Source organism: Pseudomonas sp. MF5691, assembly GCF_016405645.1.
Lineage (GTDB): Bacteria > Pseudomonadota > Gammaproteobacteria > Pseudomonadales > Pseudomonadaceae > Aquipseudomonas > Aquipseudomonas shahriarae.
Genome location: NZ_JAEKDC010000007.1, coordinates 37,954 through 51,049 on the forward strand (window position 1 = coordinate 37,954; position 13,096 = coordinate 51,049).

General features: G+C 60.0%; 20 protein-coding genes and 1 pseudogene. 14 read left to right on the top strand and 7 right to left on the bottom strand.

Features of this window, described 5'->3' with window-relative positions:
- Position 1: 1 nt before the first annotated feature.
- The 7 genes from JFT44_RS12330 to JFT44_RS12360 all read right to left on the bottom strand — a co-directional run bounded on the left by JFT44_RS12330 (position 2) and on the right by JFT44_RS12360 (position 5,156).
- Positions 2-1,645 carry a YqaJ viral recombinase family protein gene (locus JFT44_RS12330; RefSeq protein WP_198830736.1) on the bottom strand — a complete coding sequence of 548 codons (1,644 nt, stop codon included), beginning with the start codon at positions 1,643-1,645 and terminating at the stop codon, positions 2-4.
- Positions 1,632-2,393: a hypothetical protein gene (locus tag JFT44_RS12335; protein WP_198830737.1), complete on the bottom strand. Its 762-nt coding sequence runs from the start codon at positions 2,391-2,393 to the stop codon at positions 1,632-1,634. The genes JFT44_RS12330 and JFT44_RS12335 overlap by 14 nt, the downstream gene beginning before the upstream one ends.
- Before the next feature lie 162 nt (positions 2,394-2,555).
- Complete coding sequence (locus tag JFT44_RS12340; RefSeq protein ID WP_198830738.1) at positions 2,556-2,933, bottom strand: hypothetical protein; 378 nt, start codon at positions 2,931-2,933, stop codon at positions 2,556-2,558.
- A 139-nt stretch (positions 2,934-3,072) separates the two neighbouring features.
- Positions 3,073-3,303: a hypothetical protein gene (locus JFT44_RS12345; protein ID WP_198830797.1), complete on the bottom strand. Its 231-nt coding sequence runs from the start codon at positions 3,301-3,303 to the stop codon at positions 3,073-3,075.
- The gene (locus JFT44_RS12350) at positions 3,300-3,572 is read right to left on the bottom strand and encodes a hypothetical protein (protein ID WP_198830739.1); all 273 of its coding nucleotides are present in this window, start codon (positions 3,570-3,572) and stop codon (positions 3,300-3,302) included. The genes JFT44_RS12345 and JFT44_RS12350 overlap by 4 nt, the downstream gene beginning before the upstream one ends.
- 102 nt (positions 3,573-3,674) lie before the next feature.
- Positions 3,675-4,172 (bottom strand): pentapeptide repeat-containing protein, encoded by a 498-nt coding sequence (locus JFT44_RS12355; RefSeq protein ID WP_198830740.1) that lies wholly within the window; start codon positions 4,170-4,172, stop codon positions 3,675-3,677.
- Positions 4,173-4,502: 330 nt separating this feature from the next.
- Positions 4,503-5,156, bottom strand: a complete 654-nt coding sequence (locus JFT44_RS12360; protein WP_198830741.1) for an XRE family transcriptional regulator — start codon at positions 5,154-5,156, stop codon at positions 4,503-4,505.
- A gap of 115 nt (positions 5,157-5,271) precedes the next feature.
- Between JFT44_RS12360 and JFT44_RS12365 the strand changes: the two genes are divergently transcribed.
- From JFT44_RS12365 to JFT44_RS12425, 14 genes and pseudogenes are all read left to right on the top strand, one after another.
- The gene (locus tag JFT44_RS12365; protein WP_169871265.1) at positions 5,272-5,508 is read left to right on the top strand and encodes a helix-turn-helix transcriptional regulator; all 237 of its coding nucleotides are present in this window, start codon (positions 5,272-5,274) and stop codon (positions 5,506-5,508) included.
- Between the two features lie 2 nt (positions 5,509-5,510).
- Positions 5,511-5,819, top strand: coding sequence for a CII family transcriptional regulator (locus JFT44_RS12370; RefSeq protein ID WP_198830742.1), 309 nt, complete (start codon positions 5,511-5,513; stop codon positions 5,817-5,819).
- Positions 5,820-6,343: 524 nt separating this feature from the next.
- A pseudogene (locus JFT44_RS29145) lies at positions 6,344-6,493 on the top strand (DnaT-like ssDNA-binding domain-containing protein); the annotation flags it as partial.
- A 73-nt stretch (positions 6,494-6,566) separates the two neighbouring features.
- Entirely contained in the window at positions 6,567-7,319 is a 753-nt protein-coding gene (locus JFT44_RS12375; RefSeq protein ID WP_198830743.1) for a hypothetical protein, read from the top strand.
- The gene (locus JFT44_RS12380) at positions 7,312-7,647 is read left to right on the top strand and encodes a hypothetical protein (RefSeq protein WP_198830744.1); all 336 of its coding nucleotides are present in this window, start codon (positions 7,312-7,314) and stop codon (positions 7,645-7,647) included. The genes JFT44_RS12375 and JFT44_RS12380 overlap by 8 nt, the downstream gene beginning before the upstream one ends.
- Positions 7,644-8,096, top strand: a complete 453-nt coding sequence (locus tag JFT44_RS12385; protein WP_198830745.1) for a RusA family crossover junction endodeoxyribonuclease — start codon at positions 7,644-7,646, stop codon at positions 8,094-8,096. Before JFT44_RS12380 ends, JFT44_RS12385 begins: the two co-directional genes overlap by 4 nt.
- A gap of 40 nt (positions 8,097-8,136) precedes the next feature.
- A complete protein-coding gene (locus JFT44_RS12390) occupies positions 8,137-9,018 on the top strand; it encodes a hypothetical protein (protein ID WP_198830746.1) in 882 nt (293 codons plus the stop codon).
- Between the two features lie 148 nt (positions 9,019-9,166).
- Entirely contained in the window at positions 9,167-9,448 is a 282-nt protein-coding gene (locus JFT44_RS12395) for a holin (RefSeq protein WP_233098347.1), read from the top strand.
- Positions 9,445-9,960, top strand: coding sequence for a glycoside hydrolase family protein (locus tag JFT44_RS12400; protein WP_198830747.1), 516 nt, complete (start codon positions 9,445-9,447; stop codon positions 9,958-9,960). Before JFT44_RS12395 ends, JFT44_RS12400 begins: the two co-directional genes overlap by 4 nt.
- Before the next feature lie 4 nt (positions 9,961-9,964).
- On the top strand, positions 9,965-10,195 hold the full coding sequence (locus tag JFT44_RS12405) for a hypothetical protein (protein WP_198830748.1): 231 nt from the start codon (positions 9,965-9,967) through the stop codon (positions 10,193-10,195).
- Between the two features lie 26 nt (positions 10,196-10,221).
- On the top strand, positions 10,222-10,587 hold the full coding sequence (locus JFT44_RS12410) for a Gp49 family protein (RefSeq protein WP_198830749.1): 366 nt from the start codon (positions 10,222-10,224) through the stop codon (positions 10,585-10,587).
- 11 nt (positions 10,588-10,598) lie between these two features.
- Entirely contained in the window at positions 10,599-11,066 is a 468-nt protein-coding gene (locus tag JFT44_RS12415; RefSeq protein WP_198830750.1) for a lysis system i-spanin subunit Rz, read from the top strand.
- A 3-nt stretch (positions 11,067-11,069) separates the two neighbouring features.
- The gene (locus JFT44_RS12420; protein WP_198830751.1) at positions 11,070-11,606 is read left to right on the top strand and encodes a terminase small subunit; all 537 of its coding nucleotides are present in this window, start codon (positions 11,070-11,072) and stop codon (positions 11,604-11,606) included.
- Complete coding sequence (locus JFT44_RS12425) at positions 11,584-13,095, top strand: terminase (protein ID WP_198830752.1); 1,512 nt, start codon at positions 11,584-11,586, stop codon at positions 13,093-13,095. The genes JFT44_RS12420 and JFT44_RS12425 overlap by 23 nt, the downstream gene beginning before the upstream one ends.
- Position 13,096: the final 1 nt, after the last annotated feature.

A 13,096-nucleotide genomic window follows, 5' to 3' on the forward strand; every position in this document is an offset into this window, starting at 1 on the left:
ATCAGGCTGCGGCCAGGTTGGCCTGTACTGCCTGGATGTGGTTGACCAGGGCGGTACAGATTCGCGGGAAGTCGCTTTCGCGGTACAGCGTTGCACCACGCTCGCGGGCGGCTGCTTCGAAGCCCAGCGAACTCATGAAGCTGGCCGACACGACGAAGCCGAGGCGGTCGCTCAGGTCTCCCAGCTTGAAGAGCCGGCCATCGTCGGCGGGCTGTTGAACTGCTGCAGCCGTCTTGATCGGCGTGGCGGCGACCGGCGCCGGCTCTTCCGCGACTTTCACAGGCTGATCAACAACCGGTTCCGCTGCCTGCTGTTGCTGTTGGGCTGTGAGCTGCTGCGCTTTTTCCTCTTCCTGGCGCTTGAGTTCTTCCTGCTGCTGGTTGTGCTCGTTGATCCGGACCTTGATCAGCGCCACCAGGTCATCGTTTGCCTTGAGCGCCAGGTCCTGGAAGTCGTGGAACAGGAACTTGTGGTCAGCGGCCAGCTCGTTAAGGCTGGCTTGGTTGACTCGGATACCGTCGGCGATCCGGCTGGCATCGATTTTGGCCCGCGCCAGTTCGGCGTCTGCCGCTTCACGCAGGCTTGAAATCGACTTCTTACCCTTGATGGCACCTGCAAAGTCGGATGCCACACGCGGCATTCGAATACGGCCACCCAGCGTGGCGTTGATCTGGTCGATGTGATCCTGCAGGGCCTTGGTCGCATCCATGACGATATCGCTGCGGATCATGTCCTTGCGTGCCTTGACCAGCTTTTCCAGTTCAAGGCGCTTACGTCGGGTCTCGGCTGTAATGTCATCAATCGCCTTGAACAGCACGTCGATGCTCTCGGTTTGGCTCAGGGCGTGTTCTTTCGCGGCCTTGAGTTTGTTCTCGACGTCGCTGCACCATTTGACCGTTTCGTCAGCGTCGGCGAAGTCCTTGTCGGTCTTTAGCTCGGTGCTGATGTTGCTGATAACGGTGAGGGCGTGCGACTTGAAGGCGTCCAGGTTGCTGGCGGTGACCATGCCGGTGACGTCGATACGCAGTGCGGGCAACTGGTCAGGGGCGGCGCCGATCACCTCGACCCTGGCTTCCTGCGGGACGAATTCGCCCAGGTCCTGTTCGAACTGAGCCCAACCGGCGATTAGTTCTTCACGGCGCCCAGGAACAGGCGTGTATTCCATGCTGACGTACTTGTTGCGGGTGCCATCGGAACAGACGAAAAGCACGCGTTCGGCGCCGCTGACTAGCAATTGCTGCTCAAGCTGCCAGTAGTAGTGCGGCTCCAGCTCGCCGGCGCGGATCTGCGCGACCAGCTTCTCGTTCCACAGTTTGTGCTCAAACAGGACGTCACCCAGCATCGTGGCGCCGTCCATCGAAGCCAGCAGGTTGCCGCTGGTGCCGACGATTGGGTACAGCTCTTCGCCGATATCTTCCTCGGCCAGGGGGCGCGCCATTTCCTCTGTTGCGTGGCCGCGGTCGAACGCGGCCTGTTGTTGCGGGGTGACGTCCGGAACGATGCCGGTTTTTTTCATCGCCAGCAGATCGTTGCGGGTCTGGAACTTCGAAGCGCCCTTCATCGCGGGCGCCTCCGAAGCGGTGAAGTGGCTTGCGCGAAGGGCCAGCCATTCCGGCGTGCCCTGTTGGACGTTATGCACTTTCATTGGTGGCTTCTCCTTCGATTGGGGCCAGTGCGCGAATGCGCTCTTCCTGCTCCGGGGTGAGGGTGTATTTGCTGACGATTTTGGAAATGATGTGGTCGGGGTTGGTCCCACCGGACGCAATCAGTCCGCGCCACTTTTCCGCGCTTTCATCCAGCTTGCTGTCCGGGTAGGCCTGCAGCGCCTTGGGCTCTTCGGCCTTGCGTGCATGGGTCTGGTTGAGTTCGCGCTCGACAGGAATGTCCTGAACCTCTTCGGCCATCGGCATACCGCGCAGCACGTCGGGGAACACGTCGCGCAGGGCGAACGACCGAGCCCGCATTTGGCGCATACGTTTCGGGTACTGAGCCCATGGGCCTTGCTTGCCCTTGAGGCCGGCCTGTGTGGCGTCGGCCATGCTGAACGTGCGGGTCTGTTCGTCTTCCCCAACACGCTTCACCCGGCAGGATGCCGTCTCGCCGTCGTCGGTCTCGTAAACGTATTCACACAGCGGCGAGCTGCGCACCAGGGCGATTACCGCGTCACCCCAGAGCGATGGGCGCCCGTTGATGACCGCGATGCTTTGCATGGCCTGCATGGGCTGCAGGCCCAGCTCCATACCCCACTGCACGGCCACCAGGATGTTGGCGGGCTTTTTCTGAAAGTCCTTCGGGACGATATCGGAGTTGGCGAGGTAGTCGGCGAACTTCAACGCCTCGTCGAGGTTCTGCGGCGCCAAGCTGAACGTTGGCTTGATGGCTAATTCGGACACAAGAGTTTCCTTGCCGCGACGTGCGCAGCATTGAGGGTGGAAGGGGTTATTGAGTGATCAGGCCGCCGATTGCGGGGCCCAGTAGAACGATGGTGAGGAAGGTCAGGCCAACGATGGCCGAGGTCCAGCGGATGGCGCGCCGCCGGTCACGCTGGCGGGTGGTCATGGGGAAGCCCTCAATTTAATAAGGCGCTGCCCCATCACGAAGATGGCTCGCTTGATGCGACCAGCCTCAACCCGAAGCGCTGCCTTTTGATCAAGCAGCACTGCAAGCTCTCTCTGGGCATCCGTGATTGGATCGTCATCATCCGGGTCGCGCAGCCCTTCAACGTGCTTAATGGCGTGCATCCAGCCGCGCCAGCGATCCCCATCTTCAAGGTATTCATCGCGCACGCCGCTTAGATCGACGCCTTTATCTTCGCGCTTCCAGTCGGTCAGTGCTTCGATGTTCTTGGTTATCTCCCGAATAGACACACGGTTTTCCGCGTATCGAACGTGCAGCCACTCGACGGGAGAGAACTTGGTTGGGTCTGCTTTCATGCTTGTACTCATGACACCCTCGCAATCAGCATGCCGCGCCGCGTTTCAAGTTTCAGCGGGCGGGGCAAATCAGTGACCAAAAAAAAGCCCCGACGGCGCAGGACTTCAACAAGTTGGGCGGATGTTCGGCAGATGATCGTCATTGGCGATACTCCAAGGCCTGCATGGTTTCTCGATGCTGGCGCTCAAAGAGCCGGTGCAAGCGGGCCTTGTAGTGCTGGTGTTCGTCATCGGTGATCGCCGACAGGGCATAGGCCGTCTCGACGATCATGGTTGTTTCACCGTGAAGTACCGGCGTTGAGCCTTCGACGCTCATTGAGGTGAACCAACGGTCGATTAGGTCCACGGCGATTTGATGTTGTCGGCTCATGCTGCCCACCGTTGCCGGCGCTTGCGGGCGTCAATCTCAAACCACAGCTCTTTCTCGATCATCGGGACGTAGTTCTTGCTCTCGGCAATCACGGCCAGCTCAAGTTGGCACACGTCCATCGGGACGCGGTCGGCGTCGTACATGGTCCCGGACAACACGTTGAACGTCAGTTCGCGGCTGCCATTCCGGTACTCGGCTGGCAGAGCTTCCTCGCAATACGTCACCTCCACCTGGAGGACGTACCCTTCAACAGCAATTTCATGGTTCATGGTCGCCTCCAAAGTGGCAACAGATAAGGTGCGAGTGGCCGGCGCTTCCCGGCATGCGTCTGGCCTGGCTGATCAGGCCCCGCGACTCACTCGCATAAAGGGTTACGCCGCCTCGGTAGTCGGCTCTGGCGCCGTGCCGCCAGGAACTGCCGGGGCAAGCGTGATGATGTTTTGCAAGATCGGTTTCCAGACCTTCCACCAGTCCAGGGCCTTGCTGTCCATGCTGCCGATTTCGTCGTCACTGAATGCCCACCACTCAGTCAGCGTGTGGAGCTGGCAGCCGATCTGCATGTGTTCGGCGGTGTACGTGACTGGCCAGTATTCGCACTGGATGGCTTTCACCTCGCGGCAGTTGCCTGATGCGCCCCAGAGCTCGCGAACCTCGCTCAGGTTGGCGCCGCTCAGGTTGGCGTCGCGCAGGTTGGCGCCGCGCAGGTTGGCGCCGCGCAGGTTGGCGTCGCGCAGGTTGGCGCCGCTCAGGTTGGCGCCGCTCAGGTTGGCGCCGCTCAGGTTGGCGCGTTCGCCGCCTTCTTCATCAAGCAGCCAGGAACGGTGTTTGCCGAGGATTTCGGCCAGTTGTTCAGAGGTGTACGTTTTCATGAGGTTTTTCCTTGTCGGTTTGGTTGTTTTCCCAATGCCCACCGCTCTGGATGGGCATCAGTGAAAAGGTTCGTTGTCTTGCACGCCGACGTACCGAGGTCTATACGGCGCATCAGGGTGGGAGTCGCCCACGCCCGATGCGTCAAAGCCTTTCCCGGTCGACGCTTTGTTGCGGCTGGTTGTTAAAGAGCGGTTATGAATCTGCGTTAATCGCAGAACATGGGTTGCATTATGCGCAGAATTGATTCTGCGTCAAGCGCAGATTCTGAAAATCAGGCACAAAAAAGCCCGCGCAGTGGCGGGCTCAGATGAGAGGTGGAGCGGGGAGGGTTACAGGCCGGTCATTTTGGTGTCGATCACACGACCAATCACCTTGCAGTCGCCTTCAATCTGGATCGTTCGATAGCTGGAGTTCAGGGGGCGCAGGTAGCGCAGGCCGGCGTCCTCTATGTACTGCTTGAATGTGCTTTCGCCGTTCTCCAGCTTCACGACGTAATACTTGCCGCTGATCAAATCAGACTCGGGCCGCACCAGGATGCGTGAACCCTCTGGAAAGCTCGGGTTTCCCGCGCAGGTCATCGAGTCGCCTTTTACATCCAGCCAAAACCCGTTATCGCCCGCGTTCTCAGTCGAGGGGAGCCATGTCTCTGCATCACCGGGGTGGAAGTTGTCGCACGATTCCGCCCACTCGCCAGCAATAACCCAGCTAACCAAAGGATATTCCTTAGGGCCCCGACTTGGTTGCAGGGCCATCTGCACGTTCGACATTCCGCTGTCTTGGGGTGATTCCGTTCCCTGGCCTGCCTGGGCCAGCTTAATACCAAGTACATCCATGATGCGCTTGAGCTTTTCAGGCGTTGTGCCTTGTTGCCCTCGTTCCAGGCGTGACAGGTTGCCCGTGTCCGAATCGACCTGGTTGGCGAGTTGCTCAAGGGAAAGCTTCTTGGCTTTCCGGGCGTTTCTGATGATCTGTCCAATATCCATAGAGCTGATTTTCCGGGGTTGCTGCGTTGAGCGCAAAGCGGTAGGCGCAGAATTTGTTTGCTTTAAATCTGCGCTAATCGCAGAATCACTCCTGAAATCCATTCAGGGCACAGCCATGACTCCCTTAAAACGTGCACGAACCGCCAGGAAATGGACGCTCGCCGATGTTTCGGCACGTCTCTCCCAGCTCGGCGACACCATCGATTCCGGCAACCTGTCCCGCGTTGAGCGCGGTGTACAGCGGGCCTCGACCACTCTGGCCGAGAACCTGAGCCGTGTGTTTGACGGTGAAATCACCGAGATACACATCCTCTATCCGGAGCGCTTCAAAGGCGCTTCTGAGGCGGCATAGCCATGTCGACGAGCCCATTGAACCAAGAGCAGACCGCAAGGGCCCGCAGGAACTACGTGGTTCTCATGCAGGCGCTTGCATCCGTCGGCAATGCACCCGTGGCGCTTGCAGTAGGCGTCGATGAAGCAACGATCAGCCGGATGAAACCGGAGAAGTTTGAGCAGTTCTGCCAAATCCTGGCGGTGCTCGACCTGAAAGTTGTGCCTAAGGCAATGCAGTGCTTCGACAAGCGCGACATTGAGACCCTTCTGCACCAGGCCAAGCGATACATGGAGCTGATCCAGAACGTTGACCAGCTGCAGGAGGACTGACCGTGCCTTCCTTCCAGATCAATGACGCAGAGTGGGGCGCGCTGGCTGATGAGCCTGCCGACGTCTTCAAGTTGTACTGCGCCATACGCCGGTTTATGGACTACAGGACAGGCGTGTCTGGACAGAAACGACGACTGAGCGAACAAATGTTCCGCGAAGAGCTGTATATTGCTCCCACGCGCGGCCGTCATGAGTCTGGATCCCCTACCAGGCAGAAGGTCAGATCGCTGGTTGATCGCCTGATCAGCCTTGGTGCAATAACCCCCATTGGACCCCTTGTTTATCAGCTGCCAAATGCGGACTGGGATGGTGCGTCTAAATCATCAGCAACCGATGAACAACCAGATCAGCAACCAGATCAGCAACCACCAGCAAATCCAGTAGAGCCCAATGAAAACGATGGTTTCGAAGGTGCCGACGAAGGATCAGCAACCGGATCAGAATCAGCCGACCCCCTGATCAACAACCTACCTCCGATATCCGTTAATCCTATTAATTACTTAGAGCGCGGGAGCTATTTCCCGATGCCGCTCGACGGCTGGGTGCCTGACCCTAAAACCTTCAAAGCCATCTGCTTCAAAAACAAGATCTCCGCCAGTGCAGCCACCGAGGAAGTGCTGGACGCGTTTTGCTCGTACTGGCACGTCAGGCCGGAGAAAGAGCAATCCCAAGCCCAGTGGGAATATCAACTGGTTGCCCACCTGAACGCCCAAATCCAATACGCCAAATCCAGCGGGAGCACCGCCAATGGACACACTCGACCCGAAAACGCTGCCCAAGGCCATCAAGGCCAGGGTGCCAAACCAAATCAACGGAGTCCTCGACCGGGCCCACTCTCAGCTCCAGACCGGGTCCGAGCAGCCATTGCCGAACGAGATGCCCGAGAAGCTCTCGCAAGGGCTGATGGACAGCCTGTGGATCAAGATGAGCGAGATGTACGGCCACCGCTGGACGTCGAATTTCGGCGTATCAGCTGATCCTGGTCATTCATGGGCAACCGTTCTCAAAGGTTTGACCGGTCAGCAGATCGCCAACGGCTTGAACACGCTGGTAGAGAAGGGCGACGAATTCGACTGGCCACCGCCTGCGAACGTGTTTCGCTCGATGTGCCTGCAGGTCAAGGGGTTGCCAAGCGAGGCCCAAGCCTGGGACGAAGCCCGCGCAGGCACCTACAGCCATCCTGCAGTTCGCATTGCAGCCGAAGCGACCAGCACCTACGACCTGCATTCCGGATCAAGCAAGGACAAGGCCCTGCGCCAGCGCTTCGAACGCAACTACGCCATCGTCATGCGCCGCGCACAGACCGGCCAGAACCTGGAAGGGCGAATCGCCAAAGGCCTGGGCCACGACAGCATGCGGCCGCGTGAGCAGATCCAGTTGGAACACTCCCGCAAGGTCGCTGACGAGCTGGTCGCCACCCTCGAAATTCCCAAAGACCCCAAATCGTGCCGCGCACTGCTGCTGGCAAAACTCGGCATTCGGAGAGACGAACATGCGTGATTACAGCGAACTGGAACTGATCGCCCAAGCAGCGGTTGGTTTTTATGACGTCAGCCTGGCTCCCGATGTGGTTCTTGAGCTGATCGCCGAGAACAAGCGACTGCGCGCCGGCATGAAGGGCGACTACGACCTCGACGCTTGGCTCGACTGGACGCAAGAGGCGGACGGGCTGCGCAAGGATGCTGACCGCTACCAATGGCTCAGGGACAAGAGCGAAGCCGTGCATCAGTTCTACCTGAGCGTGCCGCTGTGGTTCAAGGGAGTGCGCTTTCGCGCTCAGGATGTGGACAAGGCTATCGACGCAATGAGCAAGGGAGAGCAGTCGTGACCGACCTCCAGCCCGTTTCGTTCATTGTGCCAGGTGAGCCGCAAGGGAAGGGCAGGCCCCGGGTTCGTGTGCTTCCTGCCGGTCCGGGCAAAAAGCCGATTCCGATGCTCTACACGCCACCCGAGACAGTCGCTTACGAGGCCAGTATCGCGCTTGCTGCGAAGGATCTGATGCAGGGCCGAGCCTTGATCGAAGGGCCTGTGATGATCGAGCTGCGCATTGTCCAGTCGATCCCTCAATCCAAGTCGAAAAAGTGGAAGGCCCAGGCACTGGCAGGCGAAATCCCATGCACCAAAAAGCCAGATGCCGACAACGTCCTCAAGGCCGTCTGTGACGCTCTCAACGGCGTTGTGTTCAAGGATGACGTGCAGGTTACGGACGGATCGTTTAGACGGCGCTGGGGAGCTATCCCGGGCGTACACGTACGAATTGTGCCGCTGTGCCTGTGATTGACCAGCAATACGCGAAAATACGCAATGAGGGGGATTTATGAGACTGATCAGCGCACGGCAAGCATGGCGGGAGGCGCTTCACGAAAGCCGCGACTCCGTGCTGGCAGCAGCCCAAGAGCGTATCAAGCTGGGCAAGCGGGGCAGGGTGATCGGTGAAACCATCCCCTCGATGCGTGACAGCAACGGCCGGTGCGCGCACATGCTCGCTGCCGGCCTTGTTCAATCTGCCATTGGGACGCTGCCAAAGCCGCTGCAGCACTTCGGGCACGCGCTGTACTCGCCAATTGCCAATGGCCAGGATATCAACGTTGCGCACGCCCTGGTGTGGTTGACCGTGGACCTGGGCGAGTGCACCGCCAAGCGCAAGGAAGTGGCGTACTGGATGGCCCTGGCTGCGATCAAGAGCCACCAGACTGCCGTCAACGGGCGTGAAGCCTGGGGCCCGGGTCGTGTTGTCGAGTTTGTGCTCGATTGGTACGGGACCAAGGTCAGCGTGGCCAACTGGGCGCGGGACTGGGCAGCGATCTGGGCGGCCATCGCCAGCACCGTGGACCAGCTCGACGCGAAGGCATTGAAGCCCGTGGCGGCGGTCATCGTGAAAATGGCGGAGCGTGTAGGTGATGGCATGTCGCGCTGGGCAGTGCACGACCGGGAGCATGTTGCACAGGACCGATCCATTGCGTACATGGGGCGCCGCGAACAGTCGATTGTTGTGCTGCGGGAGCGCCTGGTGGCGATGGATGATCAGGCGTTGCGCCGTTGGTTCAAGCGCATGCGGGTCTACTGCGAGGCGTACCGGGCAGAGTGGGGCAGCGACGTGGTGGAGAATCCCGGCCGGCACCTGATCTACCTCGACCGCCTGGGCGAGTACTGGAATCAGCGCCAGCGCGTGGGAGACGTGTCAAAACGGGTCGCTTGACCAAATGATGAGTGTTCCTGTACCTTTTTCCCACGTTGCAAAGTTACGTCCAGACCCCAGAAACCCGCCAAGTGCGGGTTTTTTGTTGGCTGGAAATCATCCCTGAGCCCTGGCATTTGCCGGGGCTTTTTCGTTTCTGGAGGCCCTCATGGCAGCCCCAGGCAGGAGTTCGAACAACATGGCCAACCCGACACCGGAAGGGATCGTAGAGGTGGTGGGAGCGTCAATTGCCAACAAAGGCATGGCGGTCGGTGCCGTTACTGGCGCTGTTGGCTGGCTGTCCCAGGTCAACTGGATAGGTATCGCTGGTGTGGTTGTTGCGGTCGTCGGCCTGTTGGTCAGCACCTACTTCCAGATTCGCCGTGATCGCCGCGAACACGCCGAGAGCCAGGCGCGCATCCAGGCCCTGCGGGATCAGTGCCGGCCATGAGCCAGGTCATTCGCCAGCGCATCGCGGTCAGCCTGCTAAGCCTGAGCGCCGCCGGCTTCGCCACCTGGCAGGCGAGCGAGGGCTACACGCCTGTCGCCGTCATCCCCACCAAGGGCGACGTGCCAACCATTGGCCACGGCTCAACCCGCTACGAAGACGGCTCGCCAGTCCGCATGGGCGACACCATCACCCCGGCCCGCGCCGAAGTCCTGACCCGCAACCTCAACGGCCAGGCTGAACAGCAGTTCGCCGCGTCCATCCCGGGCGTGAAGCTGCACCAGGACGAATTCGATCTGTACATGGACTTCATCGGCCAGTACGGCATTGGCACCTGGCGCAAGGGCTCGCCCCGAAAGAGCCTGCTGGCCGGCAACTACGCCCAGGCATGCAATGACCTTCTCAAATACCGCTATGCCGCGGGCTTCGACTGCTCGACACCGGGCAACAAGCGCTGCGCTGGCGTATGGGCTCGCCAGCTTGAGCGCCACGCCAAGTGCATGGACGCGCAGTAATCCCATGGCAGGCCGTAAACAACCCTACACACCGTGCAAGCTGTACGTGGACGGTGCCGAGGGTATTCAGGTCGGCGACTACATCACCACCGCTGCCGGTTCTGCCTACCTGGTTCAGACGCTCCGGGTGAGCCGTACCAAGCCCGAGCGCAAGCACATGGATTGTTTGCGTTGGTCTATGGCCCAGATCCCCGATGACGCGAGGTGCTACCAGCTGACGTGGTACGCACGATGAATCACCCAACCCAAGAGGCAACCAACGTGAACGACACAGCGATCGAACAGGAAATCCAGGCCAAGGGTCTGACTGCGCCGCGCATCACTCCGACTGAACTGCAAGCCAACATTGCCAGCGCGCATTACTTCATCGCCAGCGATGCCATCCAGCACCAGGCGGCCGTGCATGAGCATGGGCAAGAAGGCTGGTATCTGGGCGGCACTCAACTGCTGACCATCTGCGTGATCCAGTTGCGCAACGGCTTCACGGTTACCGGTGAGTCGGCCTGTGCCAGCCCTGAGAACTTCGACGCGGAGATTGGTCGCAAGATCGCCCGCGAGAACGCCGAGCAAAAGGTCTGGCCGCTGATGGGTTACGCGCTCAAGCAGCAATTGCACGAAGCCAAGTAAGGAATCCCGCCATGATCCGCTACCTCATTGCCGCACTCGCTGCATGCCTGGTGCTGATCTATGGCGGATGGAGCCACATCCAGGGACAGGCCAAGGACATGGCCGTTGCGAAGGATCGCATTGACACCCTTGAGCGTGCTGCAGCGTCACGGCGCAACACACAGCGTCTGCTGGCCCAGCTCGACACCGAACACACAAAGGCCCTGACTGATGCGCAGACCACTAACAACCAGCTTCGTACTGCTGTCGCTACTGGCGCTCGCCGGCTGTCAGTCAAGGCCACCTGTCCCGCTGTGCGAACCGCCGGCACCACCGCCAGCCTGGATCATGCAGAAGCGCGAGCCGAACTTGACCCAGCGGCTGGAGCAAGAATTGTCGCCATCGCCAACGACGGTGACGAAGGACTGATAGCCCTGCGCGCGGCACAGGACTACATCAACACCGTCTGCCTGGGCGGTACCAATCAAAAGGGGCAGTGACCTATGGCCGTCCTTACCCCGAAGCAACAGGCCTTTGTCCTTGAGTTCCTGGTTGACCTGAACGCCAGCCAAGCGGCAATTAGGGCAGGGTATGCACGCAAGGGCGTCAATGCTGCGTCCTACTCCCTGATGCAGCGGCCACACGTTGCGGCAGCGATCAAGGCAGCCATGGAAGCCCGCAACCAGCGCACCAAGGTTGACGCCGACTACGTGCTGCACCGGCTGACCGAGATTGACCAGATGGACCTGCTGGACATCCTCGACGACGACATGTCGATCAAGCCGCTCTCCAAGTGGCCCAAGGTCTGGCGCCAATCGCTGTCGGCGTTCGATATCGCCGAGATGTTCGAAGGCGTCGGCAAGGACCGCGACCTGGTCGGCCTGATGAAAAAGATCAAGTGGCCAGACAAGGTCAAGAATCTGGAACTGCTCGGCAAGCACGTAGCAGTCAGCGCCTTCCGTGAACAGGTGGAAGTAAACGTAACCCACACCCTTTCTGAGCGGATGGCTAAAGCACGTGAGCGAGCCAGCAACGGTTGACCTTGAGCAGCAGTTGGTCGAGGACATCCTGTCATTTGCTCAAGACCCGCTTGGATACGTCTGGTACGCCTTCCCCTGGGGCGAGCCTGGTACCGAACTGGCGAACAAGTCCGGGCCTCGGCCGTGGCAGATTGATGTTCTCGACTCCATCGGCAAAAAGCTGCGCGCCGGCGCCAAGGATCTGGGCGAGGTCATCCATGAGGCCACAGCCAGCGGCCATGGCATCGGCAAGTCTGCCTTGGTGTCCTGGCTCATTAAGTGGTGTGTCGACACCTGCGTCGATGCCCGCGGCGTTGTCACTGCGAACACCGAAACCCAGCTCAGGACCAAGACCTGGCCCGAGGTGGCGAAGTGGAACCGGCTTTCCATCACGTCTCATTGGTTCCGTATCACGGCCACGGCGCTGATCAGCACCGATCCGGAACACGAAAAGAACTGGCGCGTGGATGCGGTGCCCTGGTCGGAAAGCAACACCGAGGCATTCGCCGGCCTGCACAACGAAGGCAAACGCCTGCTGCTGGTGTTCGACGAGGCGTCAGCCATCGCCGACCTGGTGTGGGAAGTGGCCGAGGGTGCGCTGACCGACGAGAACACCGAAATCATTTGGGCTGCCTTCGGTAACCCAACCAAGACCACCGGCCGGTTCCGGGCGTGTTTCACCCGGTACAAGCACCGCTGGGCGCACCGCCAGGTTGATAGCCGGACGGTCGAAGGCACCAACAAAACGCAAATCGCCAAGTGGCAGGCGGACTACGGCGAGGACAGCGACTTCTTCCGTATCCGTGTGCGCGGCATGTTCCCGAGGGCTTCTGAATTGCAACTGATCCCAACTGATTGGGTGGCGGAAGCCATGAAGCGCGAGGCCGTGTATGGCATGGACGATGCCCTGGTTTGCGGCATCGACATTGCGCGGGGCGGTATCGACAACAACGTCATCCGGTTCCGGCGCGGCCTTGATGCTCGATCGATACCGGCAATCCGAATCCCGGGCAGTGAAACCCGCGACACCACGCTGTTCATCGCCAAGGTTTGCACCGTGGTGCAGGAAAAACGCCCTGACGCGGTGTTCGTGGACTCGACAGGCGTTGGCGGGCCAGTTGCCGACCAGTTGCGTCGGCTCATGCCTGGCGTGGTGATTATCGACGTGAACTTCGCCAGCGCAGCGCCAGACCGGCACTACGCCAACATGCGCACCTACATGTGGTGGCAGATGCGCGAAGCCATCCGCGCGGGCCTGGCCATCGAGAAGAACGCCGAGCTTGAGGCTGAATTGACTTCGCCCGAGTACTCCCACAATGGCAGCGACCAGATCGCGCTGGAAAAGAAGGACGCCATCAAGAAGCGCCTGGGCATATCCCCAGACGACGGTGACGCCTTGGCCCTCACCTTCACCATGCCGGTGATGAAAAGCCAATACAGCAACTACAGCGGGGCCGGAGACAGCAACAACGGCCTTGAATCCGAATACGATCCTTACGCGAGAAACTGAC

Bases quoted from the DNA above. Each gene is read 5' to 3' on its own strand.
- JFT44_RS12330 (WP_198830736.1), bottom strand. From the start codon at position 1,645: ATGAAAGTGCATAACGTCCAACAGGGCACGCCGGAATGGCTGGCCCTT.
- JFT44_RS12340 (WP_198830738.1), bottom strand. From the start codon at position 2,933: ATGAAAGCAGACCCAACCAAGTTCTCTCCCGTCGAGTGGCTGCACGTT.
- JFT44_RS12345 (WP_198830797.1), bottom strand. From the start codon at position 3,303: ATGAGCCGACAACATCAAATCGCCGTGGACCTAATCGACCGTTGGTTC.
- JFT44_RS12350 (WP_198830739.1), bottom strand. From the start codon at position 3,572: ATGAACCATGAAATTGCTGTTGAAGGGTACGTCCTCCAGGTGGAGGTG.
- JFT44_RS12355 (WP_198830740.1), bottom strand. From the start codon at position 4,172: ATGAAAACGTACACCTCTGAACAACTGGCCGAAATCCTCGGCAAACAC.
- JFT44_RS12360 (WP_198830741.1), bottom strand. From the start codon at position 5,156: ATGGATATTGGACAGATCATCAGAAACGCCCGGAAAGCCAAGAAGCTT.
- JFT44_RS12365 (WP_169871265.1), top strand. From the start codon at position 5,272: ATGACTCCCTTAAAACGTGCACGAACCGCCAGGAAATGGACGCTCGCC.
- JFT44_RS12370 (WP_198830742.1), top strand. From the start codon at position 5,511: ATGTCGACGAGCCCATTGAACCAAGAGCAGACCGCAAGGGCCCGCAGG.
- JFT44_RS12375 (WP_198830743.1), top strand. From the start codon at position 6,567: ATGGACACACTCGACCCGAAAACGCTGCCCAAGGCCATCAAGGCCAGG.
- JFT44_RS12380 (WP_198830744.1), top strand. From the start codon at position 7,312: ATGCGTGATTACAGCGAACTGGAACTGATCGCCCAAGCAGCGGTTGGT.
- JFT44_RS12390 (WP_198830746.1), top strand. From the start codon at position 8,137: ATGAGACTGATCAGCGCACGGCAAGCATGGCGGGAGGCGCTTCACGAA.
- JFT44_RS12395 (WP_233098347.1), top strand. From the start codon at position 9,167: ATGGCAGCCCCAGGCAGGAGTTCGAACAACATGGCCAACCCGACACCG.
- JFT44_RS12400 (WP_198830747.1), top strand. From the start codon at position 9,445: ATGAGCCAGGTCATTCGCCAGCGCATCGCGGTCAGCCTGCTAAGCCTG.
- JFT44_RS12405 (WP_198830748.1), top strand. From the start codon at position 9,965: ATGGCAGGCCGTAAACAACCCTACACACCGTGCAAGCTGTACGTGGAC.
- JFT44_RS12415 (WP_198830750.1), top strand. From the start codon at position 10,599: ATGATCCGCTACCTCATTGCCGCACTCGCTGCATGCCTGGTGCTGATC.
- JFT44_RS12420 (WP_198830751.1), top strand. From the start codon at position 11,070: ATGGCCGTCCTTACCCCGAAGCAACAGGCCTTTGTCCTTGAGTTCCTG.